Source organism: Streptomyces sp. Je 1-369, assembly GCF_026810505.1.
Taxonomy (GTDB): domain Bacteria; phylum Actinomycetota; class Actinomycetes; order Streptomycetales; family Streptomycetaceae; genus Streptomyces.
Map to the genome: position 1 here is coordinate 1155042 of NZ_CP101750.1, position 15376 is coordinate 1170417.

30 protein-coding genes are annotated in these 15376 nt (G+C 71.1%); all 30 read left to right on the forward strand.

Annotated elements, in window-relative coordinates; translation table 11 throughout:
- Nucleotides 1-99: 99 nt before the first annotated feature.
- The 30 genes from NOO62_RS05095 to NOO62_RS05240 all read left to right on the forward strand — a co-directional run bounded on the left by NOO62_RS05095 (nt 100) and on the right by NOO62_RS05240 (nt 15375).
- The gene (locus NOO62_RS05095) at nt 100-507 is read left to right on the forward strand and encodes a hypothetical protein (protein WP_268769695.1); all 408 of its coding nucleotides are present in this window, start codon (nt 100-102) and stop codon (nt 505-507) included.
- Nucleotides 504-1124 (forward strand): hypothetical protein, encoded by a 621-nt coding sequence (locus tag NOO62_RS05100; RefSeq protein WP_268769696.1) that lies wholly within the window; start codon nt 504-506, stop codon nt 1122-1124. The genes NOO62_RS05095 and NOO62_RS05100 overlap by 4 nt, the downstream gene beginning before the upstream one ends.
- The gene (locus NOO62_RS05105; RefSeq protein ID WP_268769697.1) at nt 1121-1498 is read left to right on the forward strand and encodes a hypothetical protein; all 378 of its coding nucleotides are present in this window, start codon (nt 1121-1123) and stop codon (nt 1496-1498) included. The genes NOO62_RS05100 and NOO62_RS05105 overlap by 4 nt, the downstream gene beginning before the upstream one ends.
- The gene (locus NOO62_RS05110; RefSeq protein WP_268769698.1) at nt 1495-1866 is read left to right on the forward strand and encodes a hypothetical protein; all 372 of its coding nucleotides are present in this window, start codon (nt 1495-1497) and stop codon (nt 1864-1866) included. Before NOO62_RS05105 ends, NOO62_RS05110 begins: the two co-directional genes overlap by 4 nt.
- A complete protein-coding gene (locus NOO62_RS05115; RefSeq protein ID WP_268769699.1) occupies nt 1863-2558 on the forward strand; it encodes a hypothetical protein in 696 nt (231 codons plus the stop codon). Before NOO62_RS05110 ends, NOO62_RS05115 begins: the two co-directional genes overlap by 4 nt.
- Entirely contained in the window at nt 2551-2775 is a 225-nt protein-coding gene (locus tag NOO62_RS05120; RefSeq protein WP_268769700.1) for a hypothetical protein, read from the forward strand. Before NOO62_RS05115 ends, NOO62_RS05120 begins: the two co-directional genes overlap by 8 nt.
- Complete coding sequence (locus NOO62_RS05125) at nt 2772-3197, forward strand: response regulator transcription factor (RefSeq protein ID WP_268769701.1); 426 nt, start codon at nt 2772-2774, stop codon at nt 3195-3197. The genes NOO62_RS05120 and NOO62_RS05125 overlap by 4 nt, the downstream gene beginning before the upstream one ends.
- The gene (locus tag NOO62_RS05130; protein WP_268769702.1) at nt 3197-3460 is read left to right on the forward strand and encodes a hypothetical protein; all 264 of its coding nucleotides are present in this window, start codon (nt 3197-3199) and stop codon (nt 3458-3460) included. The genes NOO62_RS05125 and NOO62_RS05130 overlap by 1 nt, the downstream gene beginning before the upstream one ends.
- Nucleotides 3457-4338 carry a hypothetical protein gene (locus NOO62_RS05135; RefSeq protein ID WP_268769703.1) on the forward strand — a complete coding sequence of 294 codons (882 nt, stop codon included), beginning with the start codon at nt 3457-3459 and terminating at the stop codon, nt 4336-4338. The genes NOO62_RS05130 and NOO62_RS05135 overlap by 4 nt, the downstream gene beginning before the upstream one ends.
- Nucleotides 4338-5447 (forward strand): hypothetical protein, encoded by a 1110-nt coding sequence (locus NOO62_RS05140; protein ID WP_268769704.1) that lies wholly within the window; start codon nt 4338-4340, stop codon nt 5445-5447. Before NOO62_RS05135 ends, NOO62_RS05140 begins: the two co-directional genes overlap by 1 nt.
- Complete coding sequence (locus tag NOO62_RS05145) at nt 5444-6196, forward strand: exonuclease domain-containing protein (RefSeq protein ID WP_268769705.1); 753 nt, start codon at nt 5444-5446, stop codon at nt 6194-6196. Before NOO62_RS05140 ends, NOO62_RS05145 begins: the two co-directional genes overlap by 4 nt.
- Nucleotides 6196-6603 carry a hypothetical protein gene (locus NOO62_RS05150; protein WP_268769706.1) on the forward strand — a complete coding sequence of 136 codons (408 nt, stop codon included), beginning with the start codon at nt 6196-6198 and terminating at the stop codon, nt 6601-6603. The genes NOO62_RS05145 and NOO62_RS05150 overlap by 1 nt, the downstream gene beginning before the upstream one ends.
- Nucleotides 6600-6857 (forward strand): hypothetical protein, encoded by a 258-nt coding sequence (locus tag NOO62_RS05155; protein WP_268769707.1) that lies wholly within the window; start codon nt 6600-6602, stop codon nt 6855-6857. Before NOO62_RS05150 ends, NOO62_RS05155 begins: the two co-directional genes overlap by 4 nt.
- Nucleotides 6854-7057: a hypothetical protein gene (locus NOO62_RS05160; RefSeq protein ID WP_268769708.1), complete on the forward strand. Its 204-nt coding sequence runs from the start codon at nt 6854-6856 to the stop codon at nt 7055-7057. Before NOO62_RS05155 ends, NOO62_RS05160 begins: the two co-directional genes overlap by 4 nt.
- 2 nt (nt 7058-7059) lie before the next feature.
- Nucleotides 7060-7467 carry a DUF6205 family protein gene (locus tag NOO62_RS05165; RefSeq protein ID WP_268769709.1) on the forward strand — a complete coding sequence of 136 codons (408 nt, stop codon included), beginning with the start codon at nt 7060-7062 and terminating at the stop codon, nt 7465-7467.
- Nucleotides 7464-8054, forward strand: a complete 591-nt coding sequence (locus tag NOO62_RS05170) for a hypothetical protein (RefSeq protein WP_268769710.1) — start codon at nt 7464-7466, stop codon at nt 8052-8054. The genes NOO62_RS05165 and NOO62_RS05170 overlap by 4 nt, the downstream gene beginning before the upstream one ends.
- The gene (locus NOO62_RS05175) at nt 8051-8356 is read left to right on the forward strand and encodes a WhiB family transcriptional regulator (protein WP_268769711.1); all 306 of its coding nucleotides are present in this window, start codon (nt 8051-8053) and stop codon (nt 8354-8356) included. Before NOO62_RS05170 ends, NOO62_RS05175 begins: the two co-directional genes overlap by 4 nt.
- Nucleotides 8353-8628, forward strand: coding sequence for a hypothetical protein (locus NOO62_RS05180; RefSeq protein WP_268769712.1), 276 nt, complete (start codon nt 8353-8355; stop codon nt 8626-8628). Before NOO62_RS05175 ends, NOO62_RS05180 begins: the two co-directional genes overlap by 4 nt.
- Nucleotides 8629-8650: 22 nt before the next feature.
- Complete coding sequence (locus NOO62_RS05185; protein WP_268769713.1) at nt 8651-9088, forward strand: hypothetical protein; 438 nt, start codon at nt 8651-8653, stop codon at nt 9086-9088.
- A gap of 101 nt (nt 9089-9189) precedes the next feature.
- A complete protein-coding gene (locus tag NOO62_RS05190) occupies nt 9190-10062 on the forward strand; it encodes a hypothetical protein (protein WP_268769714.1) in 873 nt (290 codons plus the stop codon).
- Complete coding sequence (locus tag NOO62_RS05195; protein ID WP_268769715.1) at nt 10059-10304, forward strand: hypothetical protein; 246 nt, start codon at nt 10059-10061, stop codon at nt 10302-10304. The genes NOO62_RS05190 and NOO62_RS05195 overlap by 4 nt, the downstream gene beginning before the upstream one ends.
- Nucleotides 10305-10371: 67 nt before the next feature.
- The gene (locus tag NOO62_RS05200; RefSeq protein ID WP_268769716.1) at nt 10372-10905 is read left to right on the forward strand and encodes a hypothetical protein; all 534 of its coding nucleotides are present in this window, start codon (nt 10372-10374) and stop codon (nt 10903-10905) included.
- 35 nt (nt 10906-10940) lie between these two features.
- On the forward strand, nt 10941-11903 hold the full coding sequence (locus NOO62_RS05205) for a DNA-methyltransferase (protein ID WP_268769717.1): 963 nt from the start codon (nt 10941-10943) through the stop codon (nt 11901-11903).
- A 76-nt stretch (nt 11904-11979) separates the two neighbouring features.
- Nucleotides 11980-13173, forward strand: coding sequence for a hypothetical protein (locus tag NOO62_RS05210; RefSeq protein ID WP_268769718.1), 1194 nt, complete (start codon nt 11980-11982; stop codon nt 13171-13173).
- Nucleotides 13170-13415: a hypothetical protein gene (locus NOO62_RS05215; protein WP_268769719.1), complete on the forward strand. Its 246-nt coding sequence runs from the start codon at nt 13170-13172 to the stop codon at nt 13413-13415. The genes NOO62_RS05210 and NOO62_RS05215 overlap by 4 nt, the downstream gene beginning before the upstream one ends.
- Nucleotides 13412-13645 carry a hypothetical protein gene (locus NOO62_RS05220; protein WP_268769720.1) on the forward strand — a complete coding sequence of 78 codons (234 nt, stop codon included), beginning with the start codon at nt 13412-13414 and terminating at the stop codon, nt 13643-13645. The genes NOO62_RS05215 and NOO62_RS05220 overlap by 4 nt, the downstream gene beginning before the upstream one ends.
- Nucleotides 13642-14061: a hypothetical protein gene (locus NOO62_RS05225; protein WP_268769721.1), complete on the forward strand. Its 420-nt coding sequence runs from the start codon at nt 13642-13644 to the stop codon at nt 14059-14061. The genes NOO62_RS05220 and NOO62_RS05225 overlap by 4 nt, the downstream gene beginning before the upstream one ends.
- Nucleotides 14058-14303, forward strand: a complete 246-nt coding sequence (locus tag NOO62_RS05230; RefSeq protein ID WP_268769722.1) for a hypothetical protein — start codon at nt 14058-14060, stop codon at nt 14301-14303. Before NOO62_RS05225 ends, NOO62_RS05230 begins: the two co-directional genes overlap by 4 nt.
- Nucleotides 14300-14473 carry a hypothetical protein gene (locus NOO62_RS05235; RefSeq protein WP_268769723.1) on the forward strand — a complete coding sequence of 58 codons (174 nt, stop codon included), beginning with the start codon at nt 14300-14302 and terminating at the stop codon, nt 14471-14473. Before NOO62_RS05230 ends, NOO62_RS05235 begins: the two co-directional genes overlap by 4 nt.
- Nucleotides 14470-15375 (forward strand): hypothetical protein, encoded by a 906-nt coding sequence (locus tag NOO62_RS05240; protein ID WP_268769724.1) that lies wholly within the window; start codon nt 14470-14472, stop codon nt 15373-15375. The genes NOO62_RS05235 and NOO62_RS05240 overlap by 4 nt, the downstream gene beginning before the upstream one ends.
- Nucleotide 15376 lies beyond the last annotated feature (1 nt).

Here is a 15376-nt window from a genome sequence, read left to right on the forward strand (position 1 = left end):
GCCTGAGCGACCCCACGACTACGGCGCCTCACCACAAGAGAAACGAGGTCACCGATGACCACACAGCCTACTGATCTCCCGCGAGGAGATCGGCGTCCGGTGCTCGTCACCGGCTTCACCCTCCCCGCCCGCACGCCGAGGACCGTCCGCGAGGTGGAGCGGGCTGCGGCTCGGATTCTCGCCGCGAACGGTCTGCACCAGGGGGATCTGATCCCGGACACGTTCAACCGTGAGCTGACGACCCCGCACGCCGAGCGGCCGATGTCGATCGTGGCCGCACTGAACTGCGCGACGACGGGCGATCCGCATCTGCCCTCCGATCTGTCGAAGGCTGCGATTGCGGCGCTCGCGCACCGCCTGCTCGTGAACGAGCTGGGGCCGTACGCCGAGGACGAGTTGGCGCTCGCCTGGCACGTGGACTCGTGGGGTGATGTCGAGGGTCGTACGACGGAGTCGGCGGTTGCGGTGCTGGAGGCGGCTGCGGACGCGTGCGGGGTGGCGGCATGACGCGCGAGGAGTTGCTGGCGCGAGCGCGCCGACACATGTGGGCGGCGTGGGCGTTGTCGGCCGAGGAGGTGGGGTCGCAGGCTGCGGAGACTCTGCTCGGTCTGGGGATGCTCGTTCCGGAGGGCGGCGCAGCGGAGTTGGAGCGTCTTCGGGCTCGGGTCGCCGAGTTGGAGGCGGAGCGGCACTCGACGAATGAGGCGCTCGACGACGCGGTGCAGGCGCTGCGGGCCCGGGCGTCGGACCGGTCGGCGGATCGGCTGACGCGGCTCCTGGCGCCCACGCAGGCCCTCCGCGAGGACGAGCCCGCCGCTGAGGCGCAGCGGTTCGCGTACCGGGCCGAGCACCCGGACTCCGGCATCACCCTCGGCACGTACGCCAGCCGCAAGGTGGCCCGCAGGCACTGCGAGACAGTCGCCCGCCGCGAAAACCCCGTTGCCACGTTCGAGTGGCGGCCGGACGGCCCGTGGCGCGAGGGCGACGACGGGGGGCCCGAGCCGGGCGAGTCCGAGGAGCTGTACGAGTACGGCACCCACGAGTCCTCGACGTGGAACCCGACGGGCTACGTCGTGACCCCGGTCGAGATCGCCTCCGCGTACGACGAGGAGGCCGACGAATGAGCGCCGACCGCACGCCCGTCACCGGGCCTTTCCGTATCCACGTGGACGCCCGCCCGACCGGGGTCGGGATCGACGTGTCGCACTACCTCACCGCGGTGGTCCTCGGCCTCGCGCAGGCGGCTGACGAGGACGGCAAGAGCCTCCTCGACGACCTGCGGTACATCGCCGAGTTGGCCCGGTCTGCCGCCCACCAGGGCTCGGACTCGCACGCCGCGCATGAGCGGGACGAGCGGGTCGCCGAGCTGCTGGCGGAGGTCGCGGACGACGGGGTGATCCCGGTGTACGGGGAGCAGGTTGCGCGGCTGCGGGACCGGCTCGCGCTGCTGACGGCGCCGCGTCCGGTGCCGGGCCAGCGTGAGGCAGGTGCCGCGTGAAGAAGCCCGCGAAGATCAACGGCCGCCTGACCATCACCGGTCCTGTCAGAGCGTTCTGGGACACGACGGACTACGCGGACGAGACCGCTGCGATGCGGTCCGAGGTCTGGCCCGCCGTGCAGAAGTTCCTCGCCGCGAACTACCCCGGCTACGGGGCGGCGTTCACTGCTGACGACATCACCCTGTGCACGCACTGCCGCTCGGAGTTCGAGGCGCTGACCGCCGACGAGGCGGCCGACGAGTCGACCCGGCAGGACGAGCACAGTGTCGAGGGCGAGCCGGTGTGCTGCTACGCGGCGATCGCCGAGTTCCGTGCCGAGCGAGGCATCACGCCGCTCGCGAACAGTCGGGGCGGTGATGTCGGATGAGCGCCGCCATGGAACTGCACGTCGCGCTGTCGTTGCGGCTCGACGCTCACGAGGCGTACCGTCTGGCCTTCGCCTACGAGGCTGAGGCCCTCCGAAAGCAGGCCGCGACCCTCCGACGTGTCGAGCGTGAGGAGACCCCGGCAGACGCGTCCGGAGTGCGGGAGGGCCTCCTGCGCGCGGCACTCATCCTTGACGGGCACGCCGATCAGCTCGGCACGGTCGTGGGGAAGGCCACCGTCACACCGGCGGCGACGGCCACTCCGGAACTGCTGCCCGAGACGGACACCACCGACCCGCTGATCGTGGACCGCTTCGACACCGCGATGGAGCCCGCCCCCGAGGACCCGCCCGTCCTCATCGTGGGCGCCGTCGCCGCCGACGGCCGCCCGGTCGCGCTGTTCTTCGACACGGAGGCGCGCGACAAGGTCGCCGCCTGGCTCGCCCCGAAGCCGACGCGCGACTCCGCCCGCGAGCGCCGCCTGGAGCAGCTGCTCGACACCATCCGCACCCACGGCGGCCGCTGGACCACCAGCCGCGTGCAGGACATGCGTCGCCGCCGGGGGCAGACCGCGCAGCGCGGCACCGCCCGCCACGACCTCGCCGAGCTCCACGGCCGAGGCCACCTCGTCGAGCACGGCCCGGTCGACGGCCGCTACTACACCCTCGCGACGCGGGAGGACCGCCGTGCCTGACCAGACCACGCGCCGCGCCTGGCTCCTCACCGCCATACAGCGCGAGTCCGGCCCCATCACCACGCAGCGCGCCGCGCAGCTGCTCGCCACCACGACGTGGAGCTGCCACCGCAACACCGCCCGGAAGGAGCTCCGCTCGCTCAGCCAGCGAGGTCTCCTCCGGCCGGTGGACGTCGACGGCCGCCGCACCTACCACCCCGCCAGGGGGCACCGATGAACCGCAACGACTTCTACCGCCAGCACGTGTCCCGAGCCGCCACGCACCTCAACCTGCCCCTGACCGTCAGGCAGACGCAGGACCTGGCCGACCAGCTCTCGACGCAGATCGAGGCGGCCAGGCGCAACGTCACGCTGACAGCCACGTCGCTAAGCCCGCAGACGGCGGCGGTGCTCCAGGCAATCGCCGCAGGTGAAACCAGCCTCGAGACCGCGCGACGCATGTGTCTGAGCGAGGACACGATCAAGACGCACAAACGGCGGCTCTACCGGCGGCTGGGGGCCAAGACCGGTGCGCAGGCGGTGTTCAAGGCCCTCTCGCAGGGGCTGCTTGCCCCTGCGGGGGGCTGGGCCCGGCCAGCCGACACAGCACGGGCCGATGCTCTCAACTCCCCTCCCACGAACTCGAAGGGCGGTGCCTGATGGCGACCGGACCCGAGCACTACCTGGAGGCCGAGCGCATCCTCGCGACCTGCACGACAGACAGCGGCGCACTCGTGCTCGACGACGGCACCGCCGAAGTCCTCGCCGCGGCGCAGGTCCGCGCGACACTCGCCCTCGCCGCCGCGACCGCGATGGGCGCTCCGCTCGACGGCGAGGCCGACAGCGGCCTCCCGCACCGTGACGCTCAGGCGTGGTGGGACGTGGCCGGGGTCAAGCCGCCGAAGCGCGGTGATGCCGGATGACGACGACCGCGCAGGCCGGGGCTTCGGCCCCGGCCGCCGGCCCCGACCGGATCCCCCGCCCCTCGCAGGGCTGGTACCGCGTCCCCGGCACCGACATCAAGCTCCGCCGCGTCACCACGATCCTGTCGCAGGGGTTCCCGAAGCCACAGCTCGTGTTCTGGGCCGCGAACCTCACCGCGCAGGATGCGTTCGCCACGCTCCCCAAGCTCGTCGCTGCCTCGCTGCGCCCCGCCGACCGGGAGGAGGCCTACGACTGGCTCCGCAAGGGCCACATCCGCAAGAAGAACGAGCGCGCCGAGATCGGCGGCGCCGTCCACGACGTCATCGAGGCGCACGTCCTCGGCCAGCCGGTCCCGGAGTCCTTCCTCACCGACGACGAGATCGCCCCGTTCGTCGATCAGTTCCTCCGCTTCGTCGACGAGTGGGAGATCACCTTCGAGGCCTCCGAGATGGTCGTCGGGAACCTCACCGACGGGTGGGCTGGAACGCTCGACTACCTCTTCCGCTCACCCCGCGTCGCGGCCGCGCTGAAGGTGCCCGTCACGACGCTGTTCGTCGGCGACACCAAGACCGGCGGCGAGCTCGACGAGAAAGGCGTCTACCCCGAAGCCGGGGCGCAGATGGCCGCGTACCGCCGCGCTGAGGTCGCTTGGCTCCGTGACGGCACACAGATGCCCATGCCCAAGGTGCACGACGTCGGGATCGTCCTGCACCTGCGCCCCGAGGGCTACCGCCCGATGCCGCTGAAGTGCGGCGACGACGTGTACGAGGCGTTCCGCCACGTGCAGGCCCTCGCCGAGTTCCAGCGCGTGTTGTCCAAGTCCGTCGTCGGCGCCCCGCTCACGCTGCCCGACCTCGCAGAAGGGACGGCTGCCTGATGCCGATCCTTGTTCTCCAGCAACGGCTCCGCGAGTTGGGCCGCATCCGCATCGGGCAGAAGGTCGCCACAGCCAAGGGCGGCACCCGCCCGGCGAAGCTCGACCGCTTCCGCCTGACCTCCCCATCGCGCGAGCTGCTCGACCGGGTCGCCGCGAAGTACGGCGGCACCGTCGCCCCATGGACCCCCGAGGGCGGCGCCGCACAGTACGAGGTCATCACCGACGCCAAGCGCATGCCCATCCACGTGCCGCCGCAGCCCGTCACCCAGTACTTCGAGCTGTGGTCCGGCGGCGGCTGCCAGCGCCGCTGCGACGGCGTCACCGAGCTGCTGAAGGACCGGCCGTGCATCTGCGGCCCGGACCCCGAGCAGCGGCAGTGCAAGCCCACCACCCGCCTGAACGTCGTCCTCTCCGAGATCGAGGGCGTCGGCGTGTGGCGCCTGGAGTCCCACGGCTACTACGCGGCCCTCGAACTGCCCGGCGTGGCCGAGCTGCTGGCGCAGGCCGGCGGCTACGTCGAGGCGTTCCTCGGCCTGGAGCAGCGCACCGCGAAGCGTGACGGGAAAACGCACCACTGGATGGTCCCGACGATCGACGTGGCCGTGACCCCGGCCGCCCTGATGTCGGGTAGCGCGGCCGGTCCAGCGCTCGCAGGCGGTCCGCAGCGAGCGGCCCTTGAGGCGCCCCGCCCTGACTACGTCCAGCTGGCGTCTGTGGCGGACACGGCCGACGAGGTAAGGCAGATCTTCAAGCAGGCCGCGAAGGCCGGGCACATGACGAAGGAGGTCGGCGACGCGCTTACCGCGCGGGCTGCCGAGCTCGGCGCGCCCCGCAAGAGCGAGCCTCCTGCCCCGCCCCCCGCCCCGGATCCGACGACGTCGGTCCCGGACGAGGCCGACGACGAGGTGCACGACGTCGAGGTCGTCGAGGACGACGACGTTGAAGGCCTCTGGTTCCAGATCATCGCCGCCGCCGGGCCGCGCGGATGGACCACCGAGCAGGTCGAGGCCAAGTTCTCCGAGCACAACGGCGGACTGATGCCCGCCACCGCCTCGGCCGAACGCCTCACCGCGTTCCTCACCGCGGTCAAGGCCGGTGAGATCCGATGACCTTCGCCACCATCCGCAAGACCGCCTTCGACACCGAGACCACCGGCCCCGACCCGACCCAGGACCGCATCGTCACCGCGGCCCTCGTCGTACGCGGCGGCGGCCGGGACGACAAGGTCATGTCCTGGCTCATCAACCCCGGCATCCCGATCCCCGCCGAAGCCACCGAGGTCCACGGCATCGACGACGCGCAGGCCGCTGAGGGTGCCGACCCGAAGGAAGCCCTCGACGACATCGCCGGGAACCTGACCGCTGCCCTGCGGTATGGCATGCCGCTCATTGCGTTCAACCTCAGCTTCGACTGGACGGTCCTGGCCTGCGAGCTGGCGCGCAACGGGCTGCCGTCGATGACCGAGCGGCTCCCCGGCGTGTCCGCGCTGCCCCTGGTGGACCCGCACGTCATCGACAAGCAAGTCGACAAGTACGTCAAGGGCACGGGCATGCGGAAGCTCAAGCCCACCGCAGAGCGGTACGGCGTGGAGCTGGAGGACTGGCACACCGCGGAGGCCGACGCGCTGGCGGCCCTGCTGATCGCCGAGGCGCAGTTCGCGAAGTTCTCGCGCCAGCTCGGTGCGATGGGTCCGCAGCAGCTGTTCGCCGCGCAGAAGGCCTGGCGTGCGGAGCAGCAGGCGAGCTTGCAGGACTGGTTCCGGAAGAAGGCGACGCCGGAGCAGGGCGGCGACCCGAACAAAGTGATCGACGGGTCCTGGCCGCTCATCCCGGCCCCGCGCCAGGCAGGTGACCGCTGATGTGGGGCCTCACCATCCGGCGCCGACGGGACTGGCTCGTGCATGAACTGCACGCCCGTCTCCAGCGCGCCGAAGCCGAGCGCGATGCCGCACTCACCGCGGCCGCCGAAGCGGAGGCAGCCGCCATCCGCACCGCGGGCCGCAACACGATCCTCGCCGAACAGGTCGAGCGGCTGACCGCCGCTGAAGCCGCGCACGACGCGGACATCGAGGAGCAGGCCGACCGCATCGACCGCCTGATCCGCGCCTGCGTCCGCTACCGAGCCGACCTCGCCCGCGGGTCCCGTGACCTGACCCGGCTCCAGACCCGCCTCGACGACGTCCTCGGCCTCACCGCCCCGGCGGTCGAGGCAGGCGCGAACTGGCAGAAGCGCCGCTCGGACACGTTCCGCGGAGGTGTCGCATGAGCCCCCTCGCCGTCATGCGGCGCCTCTTCCACGGGACCGGCCGCCACCGCGCCGAGCCGTCCTTCCCGCCGACCGACGAGTCGCCCGAGCTGCTCGACGAGCAGGCCCTCGCCGAGGCGATCGAGGACGGCGACATCGAAGCCAACGACTTCGCGTTCTGCGGCGCCGAACAGCGCGAGACGTTCCACGCCATCCACACCGACGGCAGCCGCACTTGCTGGACGTGCGGGACGACCACGGCAGGTGACCAGTGACCACCACTCGCCGAGTCGGCCACCTCGACATCGACGGCGTCGACGCCGTCTGCACCGGCCGCATCACCGCCGAGCAGGCCGAGAAGGTCAGCGACTTGGTCGACGAGCGCGCCGTCGACGCCTCCGACCGCGCGGACCTCCTCGACGCTCTCGGCCTCACCAACACCCGCAAGACCAGCCGGAAGATCAAGGGGGATTGACCATGGGCTACACCACGCACGTCCAAGGCGAGTTCACTATCGGGCCGCCCCTCACCTGGAACGAGATCCAGGCCAGCCCTTTCGAGCCTGTCGGGCGCGGCCGGTACGGCGCGGTGGATATCGACCTCGACCTCCGTGTCGAGGAGAGCTCCGTCGACACCGACGAGGGCACTCTCGTCCGCCGTACCGGGACGGCCTTCGTCATGCGGCACATCGACGAGTACCGGGCACGCGATCTCGTCGAACAGGTACAGCGCTGCATCGACCTGTTCCCCGGCCACACGTTCACCGGCCGCCTGGACTGTGAGGGCGACGAGAACACCGACCTGTGGCGCGTCGTGGTCCGCGACGGCCGCGCGGTCCGTATCGAGCCCCGCATCATCTGGCCCGACGAGGACGGTACCCAGTGACCGCTCCCACCCTCGTCGACACCGAGACCCCGGCCACCACCACGGCGGCCGGGCCCCGGCCCCTCGTCATCGGCGGCGACCTCTCCCTCCGCTGCACCGGCATCGGCTCCGCCGAGTGGACCGACTACATCAAGCCCAAGGCCGCCCTGCGCGGCAACCCTCGCCTCGCGTACCTCATGGAGGAGATCGGCTCCTTCCTCAAGAACGCCGACCTCGTCGTCCTCGAAGGCCCCTCCTTCGGCCACGCCGGGCAGGGTGGACACGAGGAACTCGCGGGACTGCGCGTCATGGTGCAGCACTGGCTGTGGCGCCGCGAGATCCCGTACGCCATCGTCCCGCCGTCCTCGCTGAAGCTGTTCTTCGCCGGGTACGGCAAGGCGTCCAAGGCGCAGATGCGGGCTGCCGCAGAGCAGACCTTCGGCCGTACCTTCGAGGGCCCTGGAGCGGCGGATGAGTGCGACGGGTTCGCGCTCGCTGCCGCGGGCTACCACTGGCTTGGTCACCCCCTTGCAGACCTCCCGGAGCGACAGGCCGAAGCTCTCGCCGGAGCCGTCTGGCCGGACCGCGAGGCGGTGACCGCCCGATGATCCGCCACACCACCTACCAGCGCGCCACCCCCGACACCCCCACCGCCGACGACTGGCGCAGGCGCGGCGCCTGCACAGCCGTCAAGCCCGAGGTCATGTTCCCCGGCACCATCCCCGCGGACATCGCCGCCGCCAAGGCCGTCTGCGAACACTGCCCCGTCTACCGCACCTGCCTGCGCGACATCATCCGCCACGAAGGCGCACGCCACCCCGACAACCGGCACGGCGTCGTCGCCGCCCTCACCGGACCCGAACGCTTTGCCGTATGGCGCCAGTTGAAGCGCCGCGGAGCGATCGCGTGAACGGGTTGGGGCCGACGATCGGCAACCCACACCCCGGTTACGGCATCCGCGTCCGCCTCGACAACGCCAAGGCCAAGTCCCTCGCCGCCGCCGACTTCACCTGCCCCTGCGGCCACGCAGAGGACGCCGTCGGCTACGCCGAGACCGAGCAGCTCGTCATCCGCGCACAACGACACCGCCGCGACTCCTGCCCAGTCCCCGAAGTCCGCGAGCAGGCACGGCGCCAGTACGCCGCCCTCCACCACTCCCTCACCAAGCCACGCCGCAAGTAGCACCACCCGAAAGGAACAGCACATGCCCAAGCTCAGCTCCGTCGATGTCCCCGAGGTCAAGCTCGACTCCGGCGCCGCGCACATCGAAGCGTCGCTCTCTCGCGAACAGCGCCGCGGCCTGTTCGAGAGGCCCGGCACGACCGTATACGCGATCGTCGCGCTCACCTCCAAGAGCTACACCGGGCACGCCGACGGCGAGGACAAGGACCCACAGGTCAAGGTCCGCGTCACCGAGTGCGAGGTCGCCCGCAGCACCGAGGACGCCGCCGCCCTGGCCGACGCCAAGCGAGCCATGTGGAGGGGCCGGCAGATCGACGGAACGCTCGACGAGGTCGGCGAGGGCCCGCAGCGCCCCGACGCCGCGCTTCTGGACATCACGGAGACGAAGCCCACCGAGGACGAGCTGAAGGCCCACAAGCGTGCGGTCGCGGACCGCCGCCGCAACGAGTACGTGAGGTGACCGCGCTCCGGGGCGGCCCCAGCGGCCGCTCCGGGGCCCGGATCTTGCCGTATCGCTTCCGCAACATCACGCCGCATGGCGCCCAACCGAAAGAAGCACCGATGCCCTGGGCACGATTCGACGACCGGTTCCCCTCGAACCGGAAGGTGCGCCTCCTGAGCGATGGAGCGTTCCGTCTCTACGTCTCCGCGATCTGCTGGTCCGCCGAGAATCTCACCGACGGCGTCATCAAGACGGCAGAACTGCGACTCGTAGCCGACGTGAGGGCGACACGAGCGCGCGCGAAAGAGCTCGTCGAGGCTGGCCTGTTCGACGTCGTCGATGGTGTCGGTTGGAAGATCCACGACTACCACGAGTACAACCCCACCGCCGAGCAGGTTCGGGCCGACCGGGCACAGAGGACTGCACGTCAGCAGCGGTGGCGGCAGAAGAAGCAGGGCGCCACGCCCGACCCGGACCCACCCGGCAGCACCCCGGATGTAGACGCGTCTACAAACGCGTCACGAGACGCGTCGCGAGACGGTACTAGAGACGCTGCCCCGTCCCGGCCCGTCCCGGCCCGCACCCGTAGTAGTGGTTCAGGTAGAGAGAGAAGTGACCGTAGTAGCGCGCGAGACGAAGCCGCTCACTCTCTGATCACCCCCGACTGGCACCCCAGCCACGCCGACCTCGACAGCGCGAAAGCCGACCTCGACCGCCTCGGCCCCGCCAGCGCCGCCACGGCCACCGCGAAGTTCGTACGCCATCACACCGCCAAGGCCACCCACGCGGCCGACTTCGGCCCCCTCTGGGTCACCTGGCTTGCCCGCGAACGAACCCAACCGCCCACTCAGGGCACGTTTCTCGTCGGCCTGCCCGGAGGCGGCGCCACACCTCCCACACCGACGCCCCCGTCCTTCCAGCAGCGCATGGCCGCCCTCGACGCCGCCGCCGAAGCAGACCGCCACCGAGATCGCCAGGGAGACGCCGGATGACCGCGTACGACCGTCTCGCCGCCGAAGAGATCCCCACCGGCACCTTCGGACACGCACAGCCCCAACACGCCCCAGAAGGCCCCTCACGCCCCCCAGCCACCTGGACACCCATCCAGCAAGCCCAGCACCGCGCAGACCTCCTCACCGCCCTCACCGACTGGGCCTGGGACGAGGACACCCGCGACGCCGAACGCCGCCACCTCCGCCTCATCGCGAACGAGACCAACACCAACGCCGCCTAGCCGCGCGCACATCCGGATACAGCCAGCCCCGCGCGACCAACCCAACGCGAACGCAACGGAGATCACCATGACCAAGCCCCTGCCCCACGACCCGTACATCACCGCCGTCACCGAGGCACTCACCGCCGCTGGCATCCCGCTCACTGACCACAGCTGGACGGACGACGGGGAGACCCGCGGCACGTACTGCTACCTGAACGCCGTGACCACCCTCGACCCGAGCGGCACCATCACCTCCGACGACGAGGACGTCCCCGCGGACGCCGCGTGGCCGCACGGCCTGCTGCTGATCTGGGAGTGGCACACGGGCGCCGAGGCGGAGCAGGGAGAACCGGAGCGTGGTCCGCAGTGGCTGTTCGCCGAGCTGAAGGCCGACGGCTCCAACGAGTACCCGACGTCGCTGCCGGTGTACGGGTACGCCAGCCCGGCCGCCGTCGTGGAGGCCACGCAGAAGGTCATCGCCCGCAAGATCGGCGCCGGCCACTTCCACAACTTCGGCCAGGCGGCGTGGGACGGCGGGCTGATCGGCCACACCTGGGAGCACGACGAGGCCCTCGACGCCGCGTGCGAGGCGTGGGGCGCGGCCGAGACCAGCGAGTGACCACCCGCCCGACCCGACACCACCAGGAGCAGGACATGGCCAGCCCACCGCCCTACTACCAGGACGATCACGTGACGTTGCTGCTTGGCGACGCTCTCTACGTCCTGCGCACGCTGCCTGACACCTCGGTCGACTGCATCGTCACCAGCCCCCCGTACTACGGGCTCCGCGACTACGGCACACCCGGCCAGTACGGGGCGGAGGCGACGCCGGCCGAGTACGTCGAGACGATGCGGGCCCTGTTCGCCGAGGCGCGGCGTGTGCTCGCTGAGGACGGGACGCTGTGGCTCAACCTGGGGGACAGCTACGTATGCAGTCCCAAGGGCAGCGAGTCCAAGGTCAACAGCCTGAACGGGCGCAGCAACCACCTGACAACGCCCGCCGGGAGCGGAGGGAAGAGTGGCGGCGGGCTGTCCGCGAAGCAGCTGATCGGCATCCCGTGGCGCGTCGCGTTCGCGCTCCAAGACGACGACTGGATTCTCCGGAACGAGATCATCTGGGACAAGCCGAACGCGATGCCCGAATCCGTCCGCGATCGACTTTCATCCCGGCATGAGCACCTCTTCCTGCTCACCAAGTCGCCGCGCTATGCCTTCGACTTGGACGCAGTCCGCGAGCCGCACTCGGCGCCGGATCGGACTGCCGGGGCCAACGCATTCCGCGCCCGGGACCTCAACCACCAGCGCACCGGCACGGGCTCTTACACCGGGCCGCACGCTCGCGGCCGGAACCCTGGCGACGTGTGGTCGATGAGCACCCGCCCGTATCCGGCCGCGCACTTCGCGACGTTCCCGATCGATCTGCCGCTTCGCTGCATCAAGGCCGGCTGCCGCCCCGGCGGGACCGTGCTCGACCCCTTCAGCGGCTCCGGCACGACCGGCGCCGCAGCCCGGCAGCTTGGCCGGAAGTACATCGGGATCGACCTCAACGCCGCCTACCACGACCTCGCTAAGGAGCGGTTCGCGCAGGGGGTCCTCGACTTCGACGCCACGGCGTGAACGACAGCACGGTCGTCCCTGTCGGAACCAGGGGCGACCGTACCACCAGAACACCACACCCCACCTGGAGCAGACCATGACCGAGACGCCGTACACCGACGACGACCTCCGCACCGAAGCCGGGCTCGCCCTCTCCGCTCTGGTTCACCTGCCGACCGTCGAGGAGATCGCTACCTCCCTGCGGAACTCCTACGTCCCGCACCTGCACGCCGACGGCGATGAGGCCACCTGGGGCGACCTCCTGGACCACGCCGGCCTGACCGAGGCAGCTCGCCAGATCCACGAGCTGATGATCCCCGCGGCGCCCGTGGGCGAGTGGGCCGTCCGCCTCGGCGCCGACGGCCTCGTCCCGTCCACCGAGCACACACTCGGCGTCGACCTCGACGGCCGGCCCGCCGCCCGCATTCACTTCGCGTACGCGCCCGACATGCCCGCAGAGGCCCGCACCGCGCTCGTCGAGGCCATCGACGCGGCGCTCACCGACTCCGAGGCCGCATCGCCCGAGACCGACGAGCAGCGCACCGACCGCCTGGAGACCGAGCGCGACCACACCCGCGGCGACCACACGCACTGCGGGCTCGACTGCGAGGTCGAGATGCCGACCGAGCACCTCCGGAACTTCGTGATCGCCAAGGGCTACCCCGGCACGAAGGGCGCGCTCGATGAGCTGATCCGCCGCGCCCGCGCCGAGGCCGCCGCGCCGCCCGCACCCGCGGGCCGCATCACGCTCAACCGCGACCAGCTCGCCGCGCTCCTCGCACACCACGCCGACGTCATCGCCGCCCGCTGGCGTGAGTCGCCCGGCCGCGGTGCCTGGGTGGCCGCGTCCGCCCTGGACAGTCACGCCGCTGACCTGACCGCCGACGAGGAGACGCCCGCCGTCCGGAAGCTGCTCGACTCGATGCTCTCCTTCGAGACCGAGCACCCGGCCGCGCTGTCTGCGCCCGTCGACCGGGACCGCATCGCGCAGGCCATCGCCGCCGACGACGGACACCCGTGGGACACCCTCAGCACCGACACCCAGCAGCACTACCGCGACAACGCCGACGCGGTGCTGGCCGTCCTCCCCGCGCCCGCCGACCGGGCCGCCGTGCTGCACGAAGCCGAGTCGGAGGCCGAGCGCCAACTTGCGACGGTCCAGCGCGTCCGCCACGTCCTGGAGTCGGAGCTCGTCCTGAACCGCACCGCCCTGGAATACCGAGGGCTGATCATCGCTGCCCTCATGGCCGACGAGGCGCAGCAGACCGAGCACCCGCCGGAGTCACCGTGATCGGCGTCCTCGACCGGTTCTTCGTCGTGCTCGGCATCTGGATCGCCGCGGGCGCCGCGCTGGCCACGCTCCTCACGCTCGGCGCAGCGGCCGCCCTCACGTGGGCCTGGAACGCCGCACGCAGACGCGCCAGGCGCCCGTCATGGGCCCTTGGGCGCCGCAACGCCCGGGACTTCGCCCGCACCCGCACCAGCGCCCCCACGGGCCGTACAGAGCCGCACACGCCAAGGAGCACCACATGAGCAAGACCATCGAAGCCATCCTCATCGGCCTCCTCTCCGTCCCACACACCCCCGAACAGGCCAAGCACGCGGCCAAGGAGGTCATGCGACAGCACGCCGAAGAACTCGCCGACCGACCACGCAAGCACTTCATCCCCCGGCGGCCGACATGGACGCCCGACTACATCCGGGGCCTGGACGACGGCCTGGACGCCGCCGTCGAGCTGATTGCCCCGGAGGTGCAGCCGTGACGCACTACCTCCGCCGCGCCCGCGGCCTCACCGCCGGCGCCACCCTCAGCAGCGGCACCGCGGCCTACCTCGCCACCACCAACACGCCCCTGTGGGCCGTGCCCGTCGTGTACGTCGCAGCTGTCCTCGCCTGGTCCGCACAGCGGGACTACGGCAATCACCGCCGAGTCCTCGTCGAGCACGAGCAGGCCCGCCGCGCCGCCTGCCAGGGCGCCGACCCCCTCGTCCCGTGCTGCTCGGTCTGGCGGCACTCCGGCGGCACCGTCCACGGGCCCGACTGCACCCTGCCACCCGACACCGAGCCCGACCCCACGGCCGAGCTCAACTCGGCCTGCTGCGCCGAGGGGTTCGTCAGCCGTGGCGCCGACCACGAGGACACCTGCCCGACCCGCACTCCGAGGAGCAACGCCGCATGACGCTCGACGCCCGAACACGTACCCACCTGAAGGCCATCGCCGCCGAGTTCCAGCGCGGACTGTCCACCGATCCGGCCGAGGCCCCCGCGACGTGGTTCCTGTCCGGCGCCATCAACGGCATCGCGCTCGCCGTGAAGGTCGCGGACGGAGAGAGCGCGGAGCAAGCGATGGAAGACCTCGCCAAGAGCCTGGAGAAGGCCACCCGGCGCGTGGCGCCATCACTCAGGAAGGACGGGCAGTGACTGGCCCGTCGTCCACGCCCCACGGCGAACGCGCGCCCCGCCCTGGCGGCACCTGGCAGACCGAACTCGTCCGCGTCGAGCAGATGGTCGACGACGACGCACCCGACCCCCGCCCGAACCGACAGACCCGCCGCGCCCTCGCGCGCGCAGCACGGAGGAAGAACCGATGACCGCCGCCCGCTACCGCAAGAAGCCCGTAGAGATCGATGCCGCGCAATGGGACGGCACCGCCGACGGCGCCACATCGATCATCGACTGGGTACTCAACGGCGGAGCCACGGCCATCTACGCCTGTTCGAACCCTGACCGGTGCGCGACGAACGACGGGGACACTCCGCACTCCATCGAGATCCGGACTCTCGAAGGGACGATGCGCGCCGACCTCGACGACTGGATCATCCGAGGCGTGCAGGGTGAGTTCTACCCCTGCAAGCCCGGCATCTTCGCCGAGACCTACGAGCCCGCGGACGGCACGGCGTCAGCCGATCAGCGGGCGGAGGCTGCGTCACAGCTCGGTACCCGGTACATGGTCCGCGCCGAGCAGGCCGAGGCCACCATCAAGCGGGCGCGCGAGGTCGAGGAGCACTGGCGCATGTCGTTCCTGGGCAGCGGCGAAGCAGCCGGTGCACACGCCCTCGCCATGGTCCGCGCAGCCCTCGACGAGCAGCCCCGCCCGGCAGCAGCCGCAGCGACCGAGCCTGTCGGGTTCGCGGCGATCGACGCGTTCATTCGCCTCGAAGGCCCCAAAATCACGGTCGCGGACGACGAGATCAGCATCGAAGGACTCCGCATCGAGAAGCCCGCACGGCTCACCATCCACGCGGGACAGCGCCGCCTCAAGCTGATGCACAACGCGCTCTACGACTTCAGCGCGATCAACGTGTGCCGCGACGAGATGTGCACGTGCCACGCAACCAGCGAGCAGGACATCAGCCGCGTCACCGCCCTGTACGAGCAGTGGGTGAAAGCCGGGCCCCCGCCGCTCGGCGCCTTGATGTCCCGCTGGTGGGACGCACGCCTCGCCGAGCTCCACGCCGCACTCCTCCCGCCCACCGACCACACCACGGAGTAGC

Coding starts and splice junctions, on each gene's coding strand:
- NOO62_RS05165 (WP_268769709.1), top strand. CDS start 7,060: ATGGGCTACACCACGCACGTCCAAGGCGAGTTCACTATCGGGCCGCCC.
- NOO62_RS05135 (WP_268769703.1), top strand. CDS start 3,457: ATGACGACGACCGCGCAGGCCGGGGCTTCGGCCCCGGCCGCCGGCCCC.
- NOO62_RS05175 (WP_268769711.1), top strand. CDS start 8,051: ATGATCCGCCACACCACCTACCAGCGCGCCACCCCCGACACCCCCACC.
- NOO62_RS05205 (WP_268769717.1), top strand. CDS start 10,941: ATGGCCAGCCCACCGCCCTACTACCAGGACGATCACGTGACGTTGCTG.
- NOO62_RS05145 (WP_268769705.1), top strand. CDS start 5,444: ATGACCTTCGCCACCATCCGCAAGACCGCCTTCGACACCGAGACCACC.
- NOO62_RS05185 (WP_268769713.1), top strand. CDS start 8,651: ATGCCCAAGCTCAGCTCCGTCGATGTCCCCGAGGTCAAGCTCGACTCC.
- NOO62_RS05190 (WP_268769714.1), top strand. CDS start 9,190: ATGCCCTGGGCACGATTCGACGACCGGTTCCCCTCGAACCGGAAGGTG.
- NOO62_RS05220 (WP_268769720.1), top strand. CDS start 13,412: ATGAGCAAGACCATCGAAGCCATCCTCATCGGCCTCCTCTCCGTCCCA.
- NOO62_RS05140 (WP_268769704.1), top strand. CDS start 4,338: ATGCCGATCCTTGTTCTCCAGCAACGGCTCCGCGAGTTGGGCCGCATC.
- NOO62_RS05240 (WP_268769724.1), top strand. CDS start 14,470: ATGACCGCCGCCCGCTACCGCAAGAAGCCCGTAGAGATCGATGCCGCG.
- NOO62_RS05200 (WP_268769716.1), top strand. CDS start 10,372: ATGACCAAGCCCCTGCCCCACGACCCGTACATCACCGCCGTCACCGAG.
- NOO62_RS05105 (WP_268769697.1), top strand. CDS start 1,121: ATGAGCGCCGACCGCACGCCCGTCACCGGGCCTTTCCGTATCCACGTG.
- NOO62_RS05100 (WP_268769696.1), top strand. CDS start 504: ATGACGCGCGAGGAGTTGCTGGCGCGAGCGCGCCGACACATGTGGGCG.
- NOO62_RS05155 (WP_268769707.1), top strand. CDS start 6,600: ATGAGCCCCCTCGCCGTCATGCGGCGCCTCTTCCACGGGACCGGCCGC.
- NOO62_RS05230 (WP_268769722.1), top strand. CDS start 14,058: ATGACGCTCGACGCCCGAACACGTACCCACCTGAAGGCCATCGCCGCC.
- NOO62_RS05195 (WP_268769715.1), top strand. CDS start 10,059: ATGACCGCGTACGACCGTCTCGCCGCCGAAGAGATCCCCACCGGCACC.
- NOO62_RS05130 (WP_268769702.1), top strand. CDS start 3,197: ATGGCGACCGGACCCGAGCACTACCTGGAGGCCGAGCGCATCCTCGCG.
- NOO62_RS05150 (WP_268769706.1), top strand. CDS start 6,196: ATGTGGGGCCTCACCATCCGGCGCCGACGGGACTGGCTCGTGCATGAA.
- NOO62_RS05125 (WP_268769701.1), top strand. CDS start 2,772: ATGAACCGCAACGACTTCTACCGCCAGCACGTGTCCCGAGCCGCCACG.
- NOO62_RS05115 (WP_268769699.1), top strand. CDS start 1,863: ATGAGCGCCGCCATGGAACTGCACGTCGCGCTGTCGTTGCGGCTCGAC.
- NOO62_RS05210 (WP_268769718.1), top strand. CDS start 11,980: ATGACCGAGACGCCGTACACCGACGACGACCTCCGCACCGAAGCCGGG.